Consider the following 15,659-nt stretch of genomic DNA (forward strand, 5'->3'; position numbering starts at 1 on the left):
GCTGGTGATGATCACGGAATGCTCGATGGCCGACAATGTCCGCGCCGAGCTGCCCGATGTGGAGATGCTGCGCCCCTGCAACATCTGCCCGCACATGAAGCGCATCACGCTCGCCAACATTCTGGAGAGCCTGCTGACGCTTCGCGAAGAAGTGACGATCGATCCCGCGCTCGCGGACCGCGCAAGGCGCTCGGTCGAGCGGATGATCAATTTGAAGAACTGAGATAGAGCCATGACAAACAACATCAACACCCTCCCCCGCTCCGACGACGTCGTCATCGTCGGCGGCGGCCTTGCCGGATTGTTCTGCGCGCTCAAGCTCGCGCCGCGGCCGGTGACATTGATCTCGGCCGCGCCGCTCGGACAGGGCGCGTCGTCCGCATGGGCGCAAGGCGGGATCGCCGCAGCAATGGCAGAAGGCGATACGCCGGAAGCGCACGCCGCGGACACGGTTGCCGCTGGCGGCGGCATCGTCGACGAAGCTGTCGCACTGGGGATCGCGCGCGAGGCCGCACCGCGGATTCACGATCTTCTCGCCTATGGCGTGCCGTTCGACCGCGATCTCGAAGGCAGGCTCGCAGTCGGGCGCGAAGCCGCACATTCGGCGCGCCGCATCGTGCATGTGCGCGGTGATGGCGCCGGCGCCGCCATCATCGCGGCGCTGAGCGAAGCCGTGCGGCGCACGCCGTCGATCCGGCTGATCGAAGGTTTCGTCGCCGAAGCGCTGTTGACCGAGGACGGCGCGGTCGCCGGCCTACGATTGCGCGAAGCTGGCGACGCGGCAGCACGGCCGATCCTGCTCGCCGCGCGGATGGTGGTGCTCGCGACGGGCGGCATCGGCCATCTCTATGCCGTCACCACCAATCCGCGCGAGGCCGGCGGATCCGGCCTTGCGATCGCCGCACGCGCCGGCGCGGTGATTGCAGATCCCGAGTTCGTGCAATTTCATCCGACCGCCATCATGGTCGGCCGCGATCCCGCGCCGCTCGCCACGGAAGCCTTGCGCGGCGAAGGCGCGACACTGATCAACGGCCGTGGCGAGCGTTTCATGGCGGCGCGCCATCCGCTCGCCGAGCTCGCACCGCGCGACATCGTGGCCCGCGGCGTGTTCGCGGAGATCTCGGCCGGACGCGGCGCCTTCCTCGATGCGCGGCAGGCGCTGGGCGCACGTTTTGCCGACAGATTCCCGACCGTCCATGCAAGCTGCATCGCCGCTGGGATCGACCCCGCCACGCAGGCCATCCCGATCGCACCGGCGGCGCACTATCACATGGGCGGCATCGCGGTGGACGATCGCGGCCGCAGCTCGATCGACGGGCTCTGGGCCGGCGGCGAAGTGTCGTCCACCGGCGCGCATGGCGCAAACCGGCTTGCGTCGAATTCGCTGCTGGAGGCCGTGGTCTACGCCGCGCGCATCGCCGACGACATCGCCGGCCGCGCCATCCCCTCGCCCGCCCGGCTTCCCGATGCGCTGGTGCCGCCGCGCGGCGCCACGTCAGATGCTGCGGCCGTGAAGCGGCTGCGGATGCTGATGAGCACGCATGTCGGCGTGATCCGCAATGGTGACGGGCTTGCGGACGCGGTTCGCAGCTTCGCCGCGCTCGAACGCGAGGCCACGAGCATCGCGGTCCGCAACATGGCAACGGCAGCCCTGCTCGTGGCGGCGTCGGCCTGGAACCGGCGCGAGAGCCGCGGCGCGCATTTCCGCTCCGACCATGCCGCGGACGTACCGGCCCTCGCGCAACGCACGATGACGACGCTCGCAGCAGTGCGCGAGGTCGCGGACAGCCTGAGCGAACGCCTGACACCGCGCACCGCGGAACCCATGATCGCCTGACGGAGTCTGCCATGATCACCCCGACCTCTCTGCTCTATCCCGACGCCTTTCTCTCCCCGCTCGCGCTCGACGAGGCCGTGCTACGCGCGCTCGATGAGGATCTCGGCCGTGCCGGCGACATCACCTCGCTTGCGACGATCCCCGAAGCAACGAAGGCGCAAGCAATCCTGGTCGCACGGCAGTCCGGCGTGATCGCCGGCTTGCCGCTGGCGCTCGCCACCTTGCAAAAGCTTTCGCCCGACATCGAGATACGCGCACATGTTCGTGACGCCGCGCGCGTCGCCCGCGGACAGCAGGTGCTGACGATCTCGGGGCCGGCACGTGCCATCCTTACGGCGGAGCGGACCGCGCTGAATTTCGTCGGCCGCCTGTCGGGCGTTGCAACACTCACCGCAGACTACGTTGCGCGCACCGAAGGCACCAGGATGCGGGTCTGCTGCACGCGAAAAACCACCCCTGGACTGCGCGCCTTGGAGAAATACGCGGTACGCTGCGGCGGCGGCTTCAATCACCGCTTCGGCCTCGACGACGCGATCCTGATCAAGGACAACCACATCGCGGTCGCCGGCGGCATCCGCCCCGTGCTGGAGCGCGCCCGCGCCCATGCCGGCCATCTCGTCAAGATCGAGATCGAGGTCGACACGCTTCCGCAGTTGCGCGAGGTGCTCGACACCGGCCTTGCCGACGCCGTGCTGCTCGACAACATGGACATTGCGACGCTGCGCGAAGCCGTCAGGCTCAACGAGGGACGCCTCAAGCTGGAGGCATCCGGCGGTGTCACCCTGGACTCGATCGCAGCCATCGCGGCGACCGGCGTCGACTACGCCTCAGCCGGCGCGCTGACGCATTCGGCGCCGAATTTCGACTGTGCGCTGGATATCGAGGCCTGAGGAGGTCTTCTCCCTCTCCCCGTTCCTACGGGGCCGCAACGAGATTTGCTCGCGCCGAGAGGACTGGGGTGAGGGGCATCTCTCCACGTATTCGACTGTCGAAAGACCTGTACCACCTCGCCCGCATCGCAAGAGCGATCTTACGTCTCCCGCAAGCGGGGAGACGTAAGAAAGGTTACCGCCGTTCGCTCACGCCATCTCGGCCAAGGTCTTCGCTTCCTCGGCGAGTTCGGGGGGAGTGCGGCGGTCTGCGCGGGATGCCCAGTTTGGTTCCTCGCTGGCGTCGCCCCAGGCGCAAGGCCGGTAGAAGGTGTGGACGGCGCTCGTGTCATCTTCTTCATCTCGGCCACCCAGGACGGACGCACCCACTAGGCGTGCCTGCGTCGACTTGCCGACCTCGGGCCAGATCTGGTCACCAGCATCGCCTTCCAAAGTTTCTGGCGTGCTTCCGCCTGCTTCAGCGGTTCGAGCGGCTGAATCGTCAGCGAGCGCGCAGCGTCGCGGGCCTGCGACCGATTGGGGATTCGAGCGGCGGCGCGTGAACGGCTGAGGCGCCAGCGGAGAGGCGGTGTGCTAGTAGGCGGTCTCTCCAGGCATCAATGCGAAGATGCAGAGACCAGTGCCGAAGGACGCGAACCGCGCGCCCTTCGGACGGGTACGCAAACACACAAGTCGCTACGCGCACGCTACGCTTACGCCAGAAAAATCGAACCGCAGTACATCCGTGCGATTCGAGTCTTCTCGTGAGTATCTAATTTAGGTTAGGTTGCTGGGGCGTTAATCGGCGTTGCGCGTGCAGCGCACGCAAGCGAACACAGGTGGTTCCACGCAGTGACCGCGTGCACTGGTAAACGCCGCTCATGGAAACGATTGGACATCCGGTCAACGTGAGTGGTGAAGGACCCTTGCACGCCCGTGTCATAAGGGGATTCGCTGTGTTTCCCACTGTCTCACCATTGTGGTGCGGCCACTCCCTCGACCTCGCATCGGTGTTCGCCAGGAATTTATGAAGGGTACCCGGAAGCCCGATCGTGACCGGCAGGCCCTTCATGATCTCGAAGAAGCACCACGAAGTCGGCATGTGCCGCCGCGGTCCGAAGCATCTATAGCTTGCCTGCTCAACCGTAAACTCGGTGTCCCGCATGTCGCGCTAGTGCTTCTCGAGCGGCGTGTGTTTCCGCGTCAGCTCTTTCAATACCTGCGGCAGCGGCGATCCATCGACGCGTTGTGGGATCCCGTTTTCCGTGCTGCCTCACTGATGTTCTGCGGCGCACGAATGCTCGCCCATTACGCTCTTTGCACGGAATTCACGTTGCTTGCGGCTCGCGCTCTACAGGATGCCCCACGCGCGATAGCGTCCCCGGCCAGTCGTCTCGCGAAGGTCGAGTTCGGCGACGAGGTTTTGGGCCGCACGGGCCGTGATCCCAAGCTCCGCCGCGATCATGCCGGCCGAGACGATCGGCCGGGTCAGCACGTAGTCGAGGAGCGCCGGCAGTTTCGAAGTGGCGCGCCGGCCGGCGAGTTTTCGGGCGAGGAGGTTTCTGGTCATCAGCCAGCGGTCGTGGTCCTTTAGGCCGGCCTCGGCGGCGGCCGTCATCGCCTCGAGCTGCACAACCAGCCGCGCTGCGACGTCGCGTGCCCGCCGACGCTCACGCGAGATGCTTTTCAGCCCTCCATGCAGGCACAACAGATAGCAGCGTGTCTTGCCGCGGTCGCGCAACACGCTAGCTGCGAGCAGGCACCCTAGCCAAGGCGTGTGCTCGAGCGGTTCAATCGCGTCCCAGGCATCCGCGGCGATTGCAGCCGCCAGAGTCGGTGGCAGCTTGCGGGTCTCATCGACGACGGCGCGCCAGTCGTCGAGGCGGCCGTCCTCGTCCCAGTCCGGATCGTAGACGAGCGAGTCCCGCTCTGGCCACGACCGAAGCTCGTCGGCGAGTCTGCGCTCCGCCTTGGCGTTGGCGGCGTCGACCGCGGCGAAGGCTGCGGCCAGATGGAGATCGGTGTTCATGACGCCAAGCGGTCCGTCGAAACCCACCGCGTCCCGCTCTGCGTCCTCGTTGAGCCCGAGACGTTCCTCGACCTCCTCTCGCTCGCGCCGGCCCCGAAGGTCAGCCAGTCCGGAAACCGACAGCGCCCAATTGGGCTTCGCGTCGGCAATGCGCCGACGGGCGCGCAGCACGGCGTGAGCCCGGGTCAGCTCGTGGGTGGGGGCGCGGACGTCCATGCCGGCGTCGTGGAGCACGAGGTCATCGAGGTGGACAAGTTCGCCGTCAAGCCACAGAGTGGCGCAAGCCTCGGCGAAGTGCATTCGGCTGATCGCACCGTCACGGATTGGGCTTTTGGCCAGTCGCTCGTCGAGGCGGGCGGCGGCATCCTCGGCCGCGGCAAGCGGCCCCGCGAGCTGAGCCCAAGGCAGCGGATCGGCGATTTTGTAGCCGGAAGACAAGGCCTTGATAACCTTAAGAGGAAACGGCGAAACGGAACCTAACACACCTTTATGTTCCGTCATAGCGAGGCCTGTTCCCGCTCCCCTCTCGCTATCGATAAGCACGCCTTATCGATAGGGTGCGGTCGCAGTGCGATCAGCACTCGCAGCGCTGCAAATCACCAGCGCCAAGCTTCAGATCAACCACAAATCGCCACTCGTGCCAACCCTGCCCTGTTCCGGACCAGCCGCTCCGGTGACTGTGCCCTCCCCGGCAAAGCAGGCGCCCTCGAAAATCAGGCTGCGCGGAATGCAAGGTGAAGCGTAGGTAAAAACAGGTCCGGAAATTGACGCCCGCCGGACCGCCCTTAACCAAAGCGAGAAAGGCGTCGAGCGAGCCGTGCGGTCTCAGGCTGCACCGGGACTGCGGCAATGAGGATCAGGCTACCTAATCTTCGAGCGCCTCCGCGGTGGCGCTGACCGAAAGATTTGTGCTGGCGCCACGGCAACCGCCCTCCCCACGGCCTGCGGCGACGTCAGACGCGTTCCGATTTCCTGCAGGCGAGCCGATAGCTCGCGTGCCTCGTCTCAGTCGCTGATGAGCGCGATGAAGGGCGATGCGCCGATGAATCTCCTCATACGGGCCGTCGCGGAATCCTTTTGGTGGGCACCGCCGCGGAGTTGCCCTCTTTGGAGCATATCCGGGCAGAACTGGACGCCGCGGTCGAGGAAAAACGACCTCGGCTATCGAGCTCATGAGCGCGTGCCGGTGCACTGTTCGGGTGAGGCGGACCTTTTCCCAACACCGTCACTTTCCGCGCCATCGCTTCGGTCTGCGGATTCTCGATGTGCAAGGCGATGGCATGCTCCTCTAGACGCCACCTCCGGTCATTCGATACACGGAATACGGGAGCAGGTCGCTGTTAGTAGGACCGCCAAGGTCGCTGGCTTTCCAGTGACGGGCGGCCTCAGGTCGACGTGCGGCTCTTTGTGGTGCTGACTGGAACTTTATGGTTAACGGCCGATAAACGCCTCCCCTATTCCGCCATCCTTTCCGCTCCCCCTACCCTGCCCTTTCCGTCTCTGGACACGAGGCGCGCTTTGTTTCCATTGTTGCCGACCTAGCTGACCTCGATCCGTCCCGGACGACCACAACGTCGATGCCCTCGCCCGCGCCTGCGTGGTTTCAAGACAACCGGTCCGAGACCTGCTCGGACAAACCCTCGGCGTGGTGCGACCTGGATGGTGGCGGAAGGCACCAAGGAACAGCGTAAACTGGAAGCCTCCGCCGACTACATCCGCATTCGCCCTCGGCTGCGAGCGGGAAATGGGCTGCACCGTCGCATATCCGCATTGTGGCCCGTTCCGCGAAGATGAAGAGATGTCGTTCCTTCCGAACTGGATTGGCCGAGACCGGCATCGGCGACACTGATCGCCCGACCGGCTCCGGTCTACCTCTTGCCGGTCGCGCCGCCATCCCTGCTGCTTTCTTAGTCCCGCCAGTCGCGTGGAGCGTGGGACCCAGCAACCCGGGATGGCACGGCGGATGATCCGCATAGGACACCCGCGAGGGATAACAGGTCCTCAACCCCGTGCCTATGCTCGAACGCCTGCCGCGCGAGGTCCACTGCTTCCGGGGTGTTGTGCCGCTTGGGAGCCGACCGTCCGCCAAAGCCCTTGATCGTCACGCTATGCGGGCTGACGTCGCGGTCGTGCTGTGCGAGCGGGACATGTTCGCAGCCGACGATCATGCGGCTTCGAGGGTGGAACGGCGGCTGGGAGCGCGCCGGCTTTAGCGGAAAGAGGGCACTTTCCCTCGCTGCAGCGCTCGCTGCGCTGGACGACTTGCTCGTGACGGGTCGCGGGACTCTCGACCTGCCATCCTTCCGACCTGCCATCCTTCGCGTCTGCACGGTCTCGGCGCGGGCGCCGCGCAGCGGATGTTGCGTTGCGGCTGAGCGGAGCGCGCCAGGGCTCAACGCTGAATTTTAAGCCGAATGGGGCGGTGATAGAGTTCGAGCGCGAGTCGATTGTGGGAACTGCGTCGGGAGAAAGTTGACCGCGGTCAACTTCTGTTGAAGAGCGGCGCCTTCGGAACCGCAGCAGCCGCGCAGTTACGTGCCGAGAGTTGACCGCGGTCAACTTTAGACCACCCGTGGGCCGAGTCGGACCGTTAAGGATTGGTTTACCCTTTAACTGTTGCGAGACCGGCCAGAATCGGGCGTAATAGCCACGCTTTGCGCATGCCGTGTACCCGAAATTCGTAACTACGCGAGAAAGCCGTGGCCCTGAACGACCAACAAGCGATGGCGTCAATCACGCCTGGCGCGCCGCAGGCGATCCACGACACGATCGCGGCAGACGCGCGGGAACTGTCGGCGAAGCTGCACGCCCACCGAACGAAGCTGTTCCCGCCAAAAGCACGCAAGCATCTGCGCCGCTTTACATCTGGCGAAGTCGCTAAGCTCGTCGGCATTAATGACGGCTACCTCCGCCAATTGTCGCTGGAGGGCAGGGGCCCTCAGCCGGACACCAGCCCATCGGGTCGAAGGTCGTACACATTCGACGATATTCAAAGTCTTCGTGCTTATCTCGATGAATCCGGCAAGGGTGCGCGCCGATACCGACCGTATCGCGTCGCGGGCGAACAGTTGCAAGTCATTGGCGTCGTTAATTTCAAGGGAGGGTCGGGTAAGACCACGACCGCCGCGCATCTCGCCCAACATCTCACACTGCAGGGCTATCGAGTGCTCGCGATCGATCTGGATCCGCAGGCCTCGCTCTCCGCGCTGCATGGCTATCAGCCCGAGTTTGATGTCGAGGAAAACGGAACTCTGTACGGCGCCATCCGCTACGACGACGCGCGTCGCGAACTGAATGAGATCATTCGGCAGACTTACTTTTCGGGGCTCGACATCGTTCCCGGCAACATCGAACTGATGGAATTCGAACATGAAACCCCGAAAGCGCTAGCTGCGCGCCAGTCGGGTGACCCGCTGTTCTTCGCCCGCGTTGCCCGTGCCCTCGCCACGGTCCAGGACCGCTACGATATTGTCGTGATCGATTGTCCGCCTCAACTCGGATTTCTCACGCTTTCTGCGCTCTGCGCAGCAACGGCAATTCTGATCCCTGTGCATCCGCAAATGCTCGATGTCATGTCGATGTGCCAGTTTCTAATCATGACATCCGACCTCCTTGCCGTCGTGGCCAAAGCAGGCGGCAACATGAATTACGATTGGATGCGCTATCTCGTCACGCGTTATGAGCCCGGTGATGGACCGCAGGCCCAAATGGTCGGCTTTATGCGCTCGCTGTTTGGCGACCGCATGGTCACGAACATGATGCTGAAAAGTACGGCGATCTCGGATGCCGGCATCACGAAGCAAACGCTCTATGAGGTCAGCCGCGATCAGTTCACACGGGCTACCTACGACCGCGCCATGGAATCGCTGGACAGCGTCAATGGTGAAATCCAAAGCCTCATCCAGGCTGCGTGGGGGAGGGCCTAATGGGTCGAAAAAACCTGCTTGCGGACCTCATTGATGACAAGTTGACCGCGGTCAACGAACCCTCGTCAGGTGAGCCCAGCGACAATCGCAGACCAACCCAGCCAACACTTGGGTCGCGCGGAGCGGTCGGCGCCATGAGCCGTTCACTCGAGATGCTGTCCGCGGAGCGCGATGCCGCCAAGGCCTTGACCGAGCAACTCACCACCGGTCAAACCGTCGTCGAGATCGCCCCAGATTTGATCGACGCCTCGATCGTTCCCGATCGTATGACGAGCGTGGACGAGAAGCACTCTGCCCTCGTTGAATCGATCCGCGCCAATGGGCAGTTGGTTCCCATCCTCCTTCGCCCGCATCCTTCCAGCCCGGGCCGGTTTCAGATTGCCTATGGCCATCGTCGCGTTCGTGCGCTCGCCGAACTTGGCCGCCCTGCGCGGGCCGTGGTCCGCGATCTTAGCGACGAAGACCTGGTGGTGGCACAAGGCAAGGAGAATGGTGAGCGGGAGGATCTGTCCTTTATTGAGCGGGCAACTTACGCCGCCGCGCTCGAGGATCGTGGATTCAAGCGCGAGATCATCATGGCGGCGCTCAGCGTCGACAAGACGGAGCTCTCTCGCCTCATCACGGTCGCGCGAGCCCTTCCCCGCAGCCTACTCGATGCAATCGGGCCAGCGCCAAAAACCGGCCGCCGGCGCTGGATGGAGTTGGCAGAGCGGCTTGAAGGTCGCCACGACCAAAAGGTATTGGCCGACAGCGTTGCGAGCGATCGGTTTGTGCGCGCTACTTCCGATGAACGGTTCGCGATAGCTTTCGCCGCGCTCGCACCCCGCAAGCCCAAAGTTGCACGGCCGACAATCTGGGCGGACGACGGAGGCAAAAAGATCGTAAAGATTGAACGTCGCGCAGATCGCATCACGCTAGCTGTAGATGAAAAGGCCGCCCCTGCGTTTGGAGACTTTGTGATTTCGCGGCTGCCGGAACTCTACCGGGCATTTCTCGATGGAGGCACCGATGAGTGACATCGGGCGTCTTGCCGCTTTGGATATGGCGCTGCCTGGACCTCACACGGTCGGGCAGCGCGATGCGTACCCGCGTTTCCGTCCTCTCACCGTAGGAGCATAGCGGAAAAGAAAAAAGGCCCCCGGAACGTCTCCGTCCGAAAGCCTTCTCTCGTCACGTTTGGCGACTGACAGAGAATCACTTTCACGAATCGCAGTCAAGCGTCTTTAGCGACGGCACCGTTTTGGTGAGCGGATTTTCTTTGCCCGCATGAGGCAAAGACATGCAGTCACACTCCCCAACGACGCCCTTTGGGCGGCGATCGCTGACGCTTGCCCATGTGGCAAGCCAGATGGTCGCAACCGAACGTCCGCCCGAAAAGATCGTCCATAAGTGGAAGATCTTCCACGCCATCTGCACGGCACGGCCGCGCCTTGGCGTGTCGGAACGCTCGCTCTCGGTCTTGAACGCGCTCTTAACGTTCCATCCCGAGACCGCACTGACGGGGGCAGGCGATCTGATTGTCTTCCCGTCCAATCATCAACTCAGTCGGCGGGCGCACGGCATGCCGGCGTCAACGCTGCGACGTCACCTCTCCGTGCTGGTCGACGCGGGCCTGATCGTTCGGCGCGACAGTCCCAATGGCAAGCGGTATGCGCGGAAGGACAATGCCGGCGACATCGAGCTCGCCTTCGGCTTCGATCTGTCGCCGCTGGTCGTGCGCTCGGAGGAGTTCGAGAGCCTGGCAGCCGATATCGAAGCCGAGGCCCGCGCACTCAAGCTCGTACGAGAGCGCATCACGCTGTGCCGGCGCGACATTGCGAAGATGATTGCAACTGGCATCGAGGAAGCCGTTCCGACGCGAAGGGGAGGGCAGGGGCCTGCCGATTGGCAGGTTGTGCACGCCGCCTTCCGCGCGATCGTCGACCAGATTCCGCGCACGGCCACCCGCCAGCAGCTCGAGCCGATCGCCGACGAGTTGTCTCAGCTTGCCGACGACGTGCTCAATCTTCTGGAAGAACACATCAAATCCAAGAATCCGAGCGCCAATGAGTCCCACCCTGAGCGCCACATACAGACTTCAAATCCAGATACCCCAATTGATCTTGAACCTGTCTTCCGAGAAGGCAGGGCGGCGGGAGCTGAGCCTAAACCTCAACCGTCGCGAGTCGGGGAGGGGGCCTATCCGTTGGGAATGGTCCTGAGTGCGTGTCCCGACATCGTCGATTATGCGAAGGGTGGGGTTTCGAACTGGCGCGATTTCCTCGCTACCGCGGCCGTTGTGCGATCGATGCTGGGGATCAGTCCGAGCGCCTGGGAGGAGGCGCAAAAGGTTATGGGCGAGGTGCCCGCGGCCATCGTCGTCGCGTGTATCCTGCAGCGCGGGACGGCGATCAATTCCGCCGGCGGCTATCTGCGCGGTCTGACGCGAAAAGCTGAGGTCGGCGAATTTTCGCTTGGGCCGATCCTGATGGCGCAGATCAATTCTCGCCGCCGAGACAAGCAGCGGGCGTGAGGCGATGAGGCGCCGCCCAAACCTTACGTTTCTCGTGGATAGAGAGGCCAGTCCAACCGGCTGCTGCGGTGTCGACGCAAGCTGTTCGCAGAGATCGTCTTGGCAAATCACCACCTGAATCCTTAGTCTGTTTTTCCAGCCTCGTCATGGAGGCGCCGCTGAGCAGCGGATGCACGTGCACGGTTAGCGGACCCGGGGCCGAGCCCTGGGGACGCTACCCCGTTGGATGGGAGATGGTCGAGCACGCGGTTCTGCGACAACAGACATTCGCGTCTGGTGCAACTTAGATGGGCGCGTGCTAAGAGATGCCGCTCGAGTCAAAGAGGGGAAAGCCCCTTTCATAAGGACTTTTTCACGCGCTTCGCCGAATATTTCGTCTGCTCGCGGGTTCGCCCTGGTTCGAGCAAATCCTGAAATTAGAAGTCATCCGCCAGGCCGCAATTCCCTATATCGATCCTCTCGATAATCGCCAACACACGCCGTTCATGTGTGTCGAGCGAATTTACGGAATCGAACTGCTCGCCGATGCTCCGTTTGAAAGCTGGCTGCCTATTCGGCTTGACCTCGAAGTGAGAGGCCTTGGGCGGTGGCAGCGCGAACTGTCCATTTGTGTGCCCAAGGAGGAGGTGAAACGGCCGTCTTTGCAGGAATTGATGGCCGGTCCTCTAGATCCGATATAGTCCTGAGAAGTGGAGGCGCCTTGGCGATGATCAGTGTCGGGTACGAGCGAGCGGAGCGTGTTTAGCTAATTTTCCTTCTTTTCCACTGACGTACTGCGCGAAGGAATATGGCAGCCAGCGATTGCGAGACGCCGCAGCAATTGCCAACGTTGGAGGGAGCATTTCTGAATGACGGAAGCAGGCGGACCGGCGAACCAGGCCGGAATTTTCTTCCAGAACACGATAGCGGCCTTATATCTCGGCCGGATGGTGGACCTTCGGTCCCGTGCAAGACGGGATCGAGTCCTCCATGTGCGCGTGGAAGCACCTGAAGCCGTCGACGACATTGTGGTGCTACTTGGTGACGGATCGCGACGCTACATCCAGGCGAAGCGTTCGTTGGACGTTTCATCCGACGCCTGGGGCCGCGTATGGCAGCAGTTTTGCGAGCAATTGGCTCGGCCTACAACGGCACTTGAGGATCGCCTGCTTTTGGCTTTTGGAGAGCCGTCAAAAATAGCCGCGGACCTGGAAGAATGCTGCCGCCGAACAACCGACGCCGTAGACCACGAAGAATACATTACGAAGCGGCTCAACGAAGGGCAACGCTCGCTGTTCTCCAAGATCGAAACCGCACTCGCGGATTACGCCGTCACCGCCGACGACATTCGCGCGTTGCTTTCGCGCGTCGATGTGGAAGTCTATTCTCACGCCTCGATAGAGCGTGATCATGCACCGTTATGGATGCCGGATTCAAACCGGGATCCCTCGTCGCTGCTCGCTCTACTCCGCGACATGGTCGGCGGGGCTTCAATCGTGCGGGGAACCTTCGAGCCTGCGAGGCTCATGGAACGACTAACGAGCGAGGGAGTGGTGATCGGCGAACCCCACGGATGGGGAGCCGATAGCTACCGCGGCGTCTTGACGGGCAAGGCAGTGATCGAGGTTCCCGGTACCGGCGTCGTCAAGCCGATCGACGAGACGTTTATTTGGCCCCGCGCTCATCGGTACGATCGTTCGCACCGCGCAGACTTCGATGACGAGGTGCCGAATCCCTGGTTTGGCCTCCGGCCGGACTCCGTGGACTTGTCGAATTTTCCGTCGGCCGGGTTCGACCGCGTCGTGGTCGTATCAGGCCCAGGATTCGGCAAAAGCACTTTGTGCCTGTCGTTGGCCAAATCGGCGGCAGGGCGCGGACTGCTTCCCGCGATCATCTCCGTTCATGAACTGTCAAAGCAAGAAGGCGGCATCGGCCGTTTTCTTCAGGACCAACTCAATGCGGAGTTCGAAGTCTCCGTTGATTGGACTAGGGCCGCGGAAACGGGGCTATTGGTGCTCTTCTTCGACGGGCTAGATGAAGTCTCGATCGACCGTCGCGCCGTCATGCTCGAGCGTGTCAAGACTTTCTCGCTACGCTATCCGGCCGTGCCGTGGCTTCTGACTGTTCGCGATGCCGCGGCGCTAGCGGCGCCGACGGACGCAATGCTTGTTGAATTGGACGCGCTGGATACCAACGATATTGGCAGGTATATTTCCTTCTACCGCCCGAACGAGGCTGGTTTTAGAGAACGATTGCAGCAAGCATTCACGGCTCGTCCCGATCTGGAGCGGCTGACCCGCATCCCGCTTTTCCTCGCCATCCTGCTCTGTTCGGGACTTGAAGTGAGCGAACTTCCGTCGAAGCGGACCGAGTTGCTCGAGGTTTATCTTGGTCTGCTGTTCCGTCCGGAGCAGTTCAAGGGAACGATTAGTGCGGGGGTCGATCCGGCCGCGCTGCGGCCTATCGCAGAGTTAATCGCTTACGATTCTTTAGAGCGCGAAGAGATCGGCGTCGACGCGCGGCGTTTGGAAGCTTCGGTTCGAAACGCTCTCGGAGCAGGTCAGCCCGTGCAGCCCGCGCTAGACAGGCTGATCACATGCGGCGTGCTCCGCCCGAGTGGACCCGCTCGTTTCGTGTTTCCATTCCCTGTGGTCCAGGAATACCTCGCTGCGTGTTACATACTGGATTTTCGCATGGAAGGAATCTCCGGCCGTCTATCTTCGGCATCGAAGAGGCCGTGGGCACAGACGCTTCAGTTCGTACTCGAACGGCATCCGCATCCGATCCCGCTGGTCACAAACTTCCTGGCACAGGAAGACGACGCGTTCGGTACCGGGATGCGCCTCATGGCCCGCTGTGTCGCGAATGGTATGAGCGTCGCGCCGTCGCTGAAAACTGAACTCACGCGGCGATTGTGTCGACTATGGCCTTCAGCCGCTTGGCGGCTGCGTGGTCGGGTCGGAGCCCTGATTGCTGCCGCCTTCTGTGATCCAATGATTCATGAATTGCGCGCGTTGTTGTCCAACCGTTGGCTCCTGCACCATGGGGCCGGGACCATCGTCGCACAGATCAAAGCCCCAGATCTGACCCGTTCGATTCTCGCGGATTTTCTTACAGGAGATATCGATAATCTGCTTAATCTTGGCGAGATGCAGCCTGCAGTGAGCGCACTCGGTAATGAAGCTCTCGAGATGTATGTCACTCGTGCCCGTCGCGACGGTGCGTCCGAAAAGGACCTAGAGGCTATATCTTCGCTCATCGGACATTTAGATCCGACACAGCTGTCCGATGAGTGTCTGCTGGCTGTCGCGCTTGACGAGCGCTTGCCGATCTACATGCGTCTGGAAGCCTTCGGCCTTCGTTCCACACCGGTGGACCCTCGAGCGATGCCGCTCGTCCAGACCGCACTGGGAATGCCGGGATATCACACACGCTCCGTCGCCGTCGAAGTCATCATGAAACTGAAGGATCCCGGCTCGTCTCTAAGGGACGCCTTGATGCGGTCCGACCTGGAGATGAAGGAGAAACTTGAGCTTTTAGGCTATCTGCCGCGTAGACTTCTCCCGGCACGAAAGGCCGAAATCTGTCGAACTCTCGCTCAAGAAGACGGCATCCCTGGCGAATTACGCCGGCGACTATCGATCTTTGCAGCACGATATGGCGACGCGGATTCGATGTGCGGCTTGGTCGCGGCAGCGGACCGGCTCCCGATCAAGGATCTCCGCGCGACGATTGCTATCTTCGGTCATCATCGGTCCCGATCGCTGGTCGAGACCTTGATACGACGCCTCAAGGAACGCACTTTCTCTCCATCGGATAGGGCGGGATTGACCAGCAGCATCGTGCTTGGAATGACAGGCCTTTTTCAAATGGACATGTTCGAGGGAGGAGTGATCGATGCTGCGCCGCTGCACCCCGGCGCTGACCTCTTCCTACCGCTGCTGGAGGAGTGGACGGCCATGGAAGACTATGAACCGATCGACGGGCTAAACTTGGCCGAGGGATTCGCGCGATTTGGATCCGAGGACGCCTTGTCGGCGATCGAGCGGAGATTGAAGCAGGTGCTTGGTTCGAACGATATCGATCTTCTAGATTCGGACACGGCAGCACACGTTGGGCATGCACTGACGACGTTGCGTGAAAGACAGCATCTTCTGCCGCTTCCATTTCTCGAGAGAGTGGTCGCCCGATGTTCCTACAACGGGGCATCCGGAGCCGTCTCTATGATCGCCGCGCACGGCACGCAAACCGCGCTAGATGTATTGCTGGAAATCCACACGGGCGCCACCATCTCGCTCAAGGGAGCGGTTATGGATTCGTTAGAAGCGCTGGCGGGCCGGTTGGGCGTGCGAATTCGGCTGAGAAGCAAGGGCAGACTTGAAGTAGCAACAATTTGAAGTAGCGAGAAATCGAAAATACGACTAGGAAGTGGGATGAACCTCCGGCGTTAGTGCGCGCCACAAAGCAGTACGTTCTAATCTCGATCCGAAGACTCCCTTTGTGGGTC

8 protein-coding genes are annotated in these 15,659 nt (G+C 62.3%); 7 read left to right on the forward strand and 1 reads right to left on the reverse strand.

Annotation, left to right across the window (positions count from 1 at the left end; genetic code table 11):
- The 3 genes from nadA to nadC form a co-directional block, all read left to right on the forward strand.
- Positions 1 to 223, forward strand: a 223-nt coding sequence (gene nadA, locus IVB50_RS03310) for a quinolinate synthase NadA (RefSeq protein ID WP_247294247.1), incomplete at its 5' end; no start/stop codon positions are given.
- Between the two features lie 9 nt (positions 224 to 232).
- On the forward strand, positions 233 to 1,837 hold the full coding sequence (locus IVB50_RS03315) for an L-aspartate oxidase (RefSeq protein WP_247294259.1): 1,605 nt from the start codon (positions 233 to 235) through the stop codon (positions 1,835 to 1,837).
- 11 nt (positions 1,838 to 1,848) lie between these two features.
- Positions 1,849 to 2,727, forward strand: a complete 879-nt coding sequence (gene nadC, locus IVB50_RS03320; protein WP_247294261.1) for a carboxylating nicotinate-nucleotide diphosphorylase — start codon at positions 1,849 to 1,851, stop codon at positions 2,725 to 2,727.
- A 1,330-nt stretch (positions 2,728 to 4,057) separates the two neighbouring features.
- On the opposite strand, the gene IVB50_RS03325 is transcribed toward nadC, so the two are convergent.
- A complete protein-coding gene (locus IVB50_RS03325) occupies positions 4,058 to 5,236 on the reverse strand; it encodes an RHE_PE00001 family protein (RefSeq protein WP_247294263.1) in 1,179 nt (392 codons plus the stop codon).
- Positions 5,237 to 7,458: 2,222 nt separating this feature from the next.
- Between IVB50_RS03325 and repA the strand changes: the two genes are divergently transcribed.
- The 4 genes from repA to IVB50_RS03345 all read left to right on the forward strand — a co-directional run bounded on the left by repA (position 7,459) and on the right by IVB50_RS03345 (position 15,549).
- Positions 7,459 to 8,661, forward strand: a complete 1,203-nt coding sequence (gene repA, locus IVB50_RS03330) for a plasmid partitioning protein RepA (protein WP_026233724.1) — start codon at positions 7,459 to 7,461, stop codon at positions 8,659 to 8,661.
- Positions 8,661 to 9,677, forward strand: a complete 1,017-nt coding sequence (repB, locus tag IVB50_RS03335) for a plasmid partitioning protein RepB (protein ID WP_247294265.1) — start codon at positions 8,661 to 8,663, stop codon at positions 9,675 to 9,677. The genes repA and repB overlap by 1 nt, the downstream gene beginning before the upstream one ends.
- 263 nt (positions 9,678 to 9,940) lie before the next feature.
- The gene (gene repC / locus IVB50_RS03340) at positions 9,941 to 11,173 is read left to right on the forward strand and encodes a plasmid replication protein RepC (protein WP_247294275.1); all 1,233 of its coding nucleotides are present in this window, start codon (positions 9,941 to 9,943) and stop codon (positions 11,171 to 11,173) included.
- A gap of 848 nt (positions 11,174 to 12,021) precedes the next feature.
- Complete coding sequence (locus IVB50_RS03345) at positions 12,022 to 15,549, forward strand: hypothetical protein (protein WP_247294277.1); 3,528 nt, start codon at positions 12,022 to 12,024, stop codon at positions 15,547 to 15,549.
- Positions 15,550 to 15,659 lie beyond the last annotated feature (110 nt).

This window comes from Bradyrhizobium sp. 87 (assembly GCF_023073015.1).
In the GTDB taxonomy this organism is placed as follows: Bacteria; Pseudomonadota; Alphaproteobacteria; order Rhizobiales; family Xanthobacteraceae; genus Bradyrhizobium; species Bradyrhizobium canariense_D.

What these genes read in the sequence shown, in the direction of transcription:
- IVB50_RS03345 (WP_247294277.1), top strand. Translation starts at nt 12,022, where the DNA reads ATGACGGAAGCAGGCGGACCGGCGAACCAGGCCGGAATTTTCTTCCAG.
- IVB50_RS03325 (WP_247294263.1), bottom strand. Translation starts at nt 5,236, where the DNA reads ATGACGGAACATAAAGGTGTGTTAGGTTCCGTTTCGCCGTTTCCTCTT.
- nadC (WP_247294261.1), top strand. Translation starts at nt 1,849, where the DNA reads ATGATCACCCCGACCTCTCTGCTCTATCCCGACGCCTTTCTCTCCCCG.
- repA (WP_026233724.1), top strand. Translation starts at nt 7,459, where the DNA reads ATGGCGTCAATCACGCCTGGCGCGCCGCAGGCGATCCACGACACGATC.
- IVB50_RS03315 (WP_247294259.1), top strand. Translation starts at nt 233, where the DNA reads ATGACAAACAACATCAACACCCTCCCCCGCTCCGACGACGTCGTCATC.
- repC (WP_247294275.1), top strand. Translation starts at nt 9,941, where the DNA reads ATGCAGTCACACTCCCCAACGACGCCCTTTGGGCGGCGATCGCTGACG.
- repB (WP_247294265.1), top strand. Translation starts at nt 8,661, where the DNA reads ATGGGTCGAAAAAACCTGCTTGCGGACCTCATTGATGACAAGTTGACC.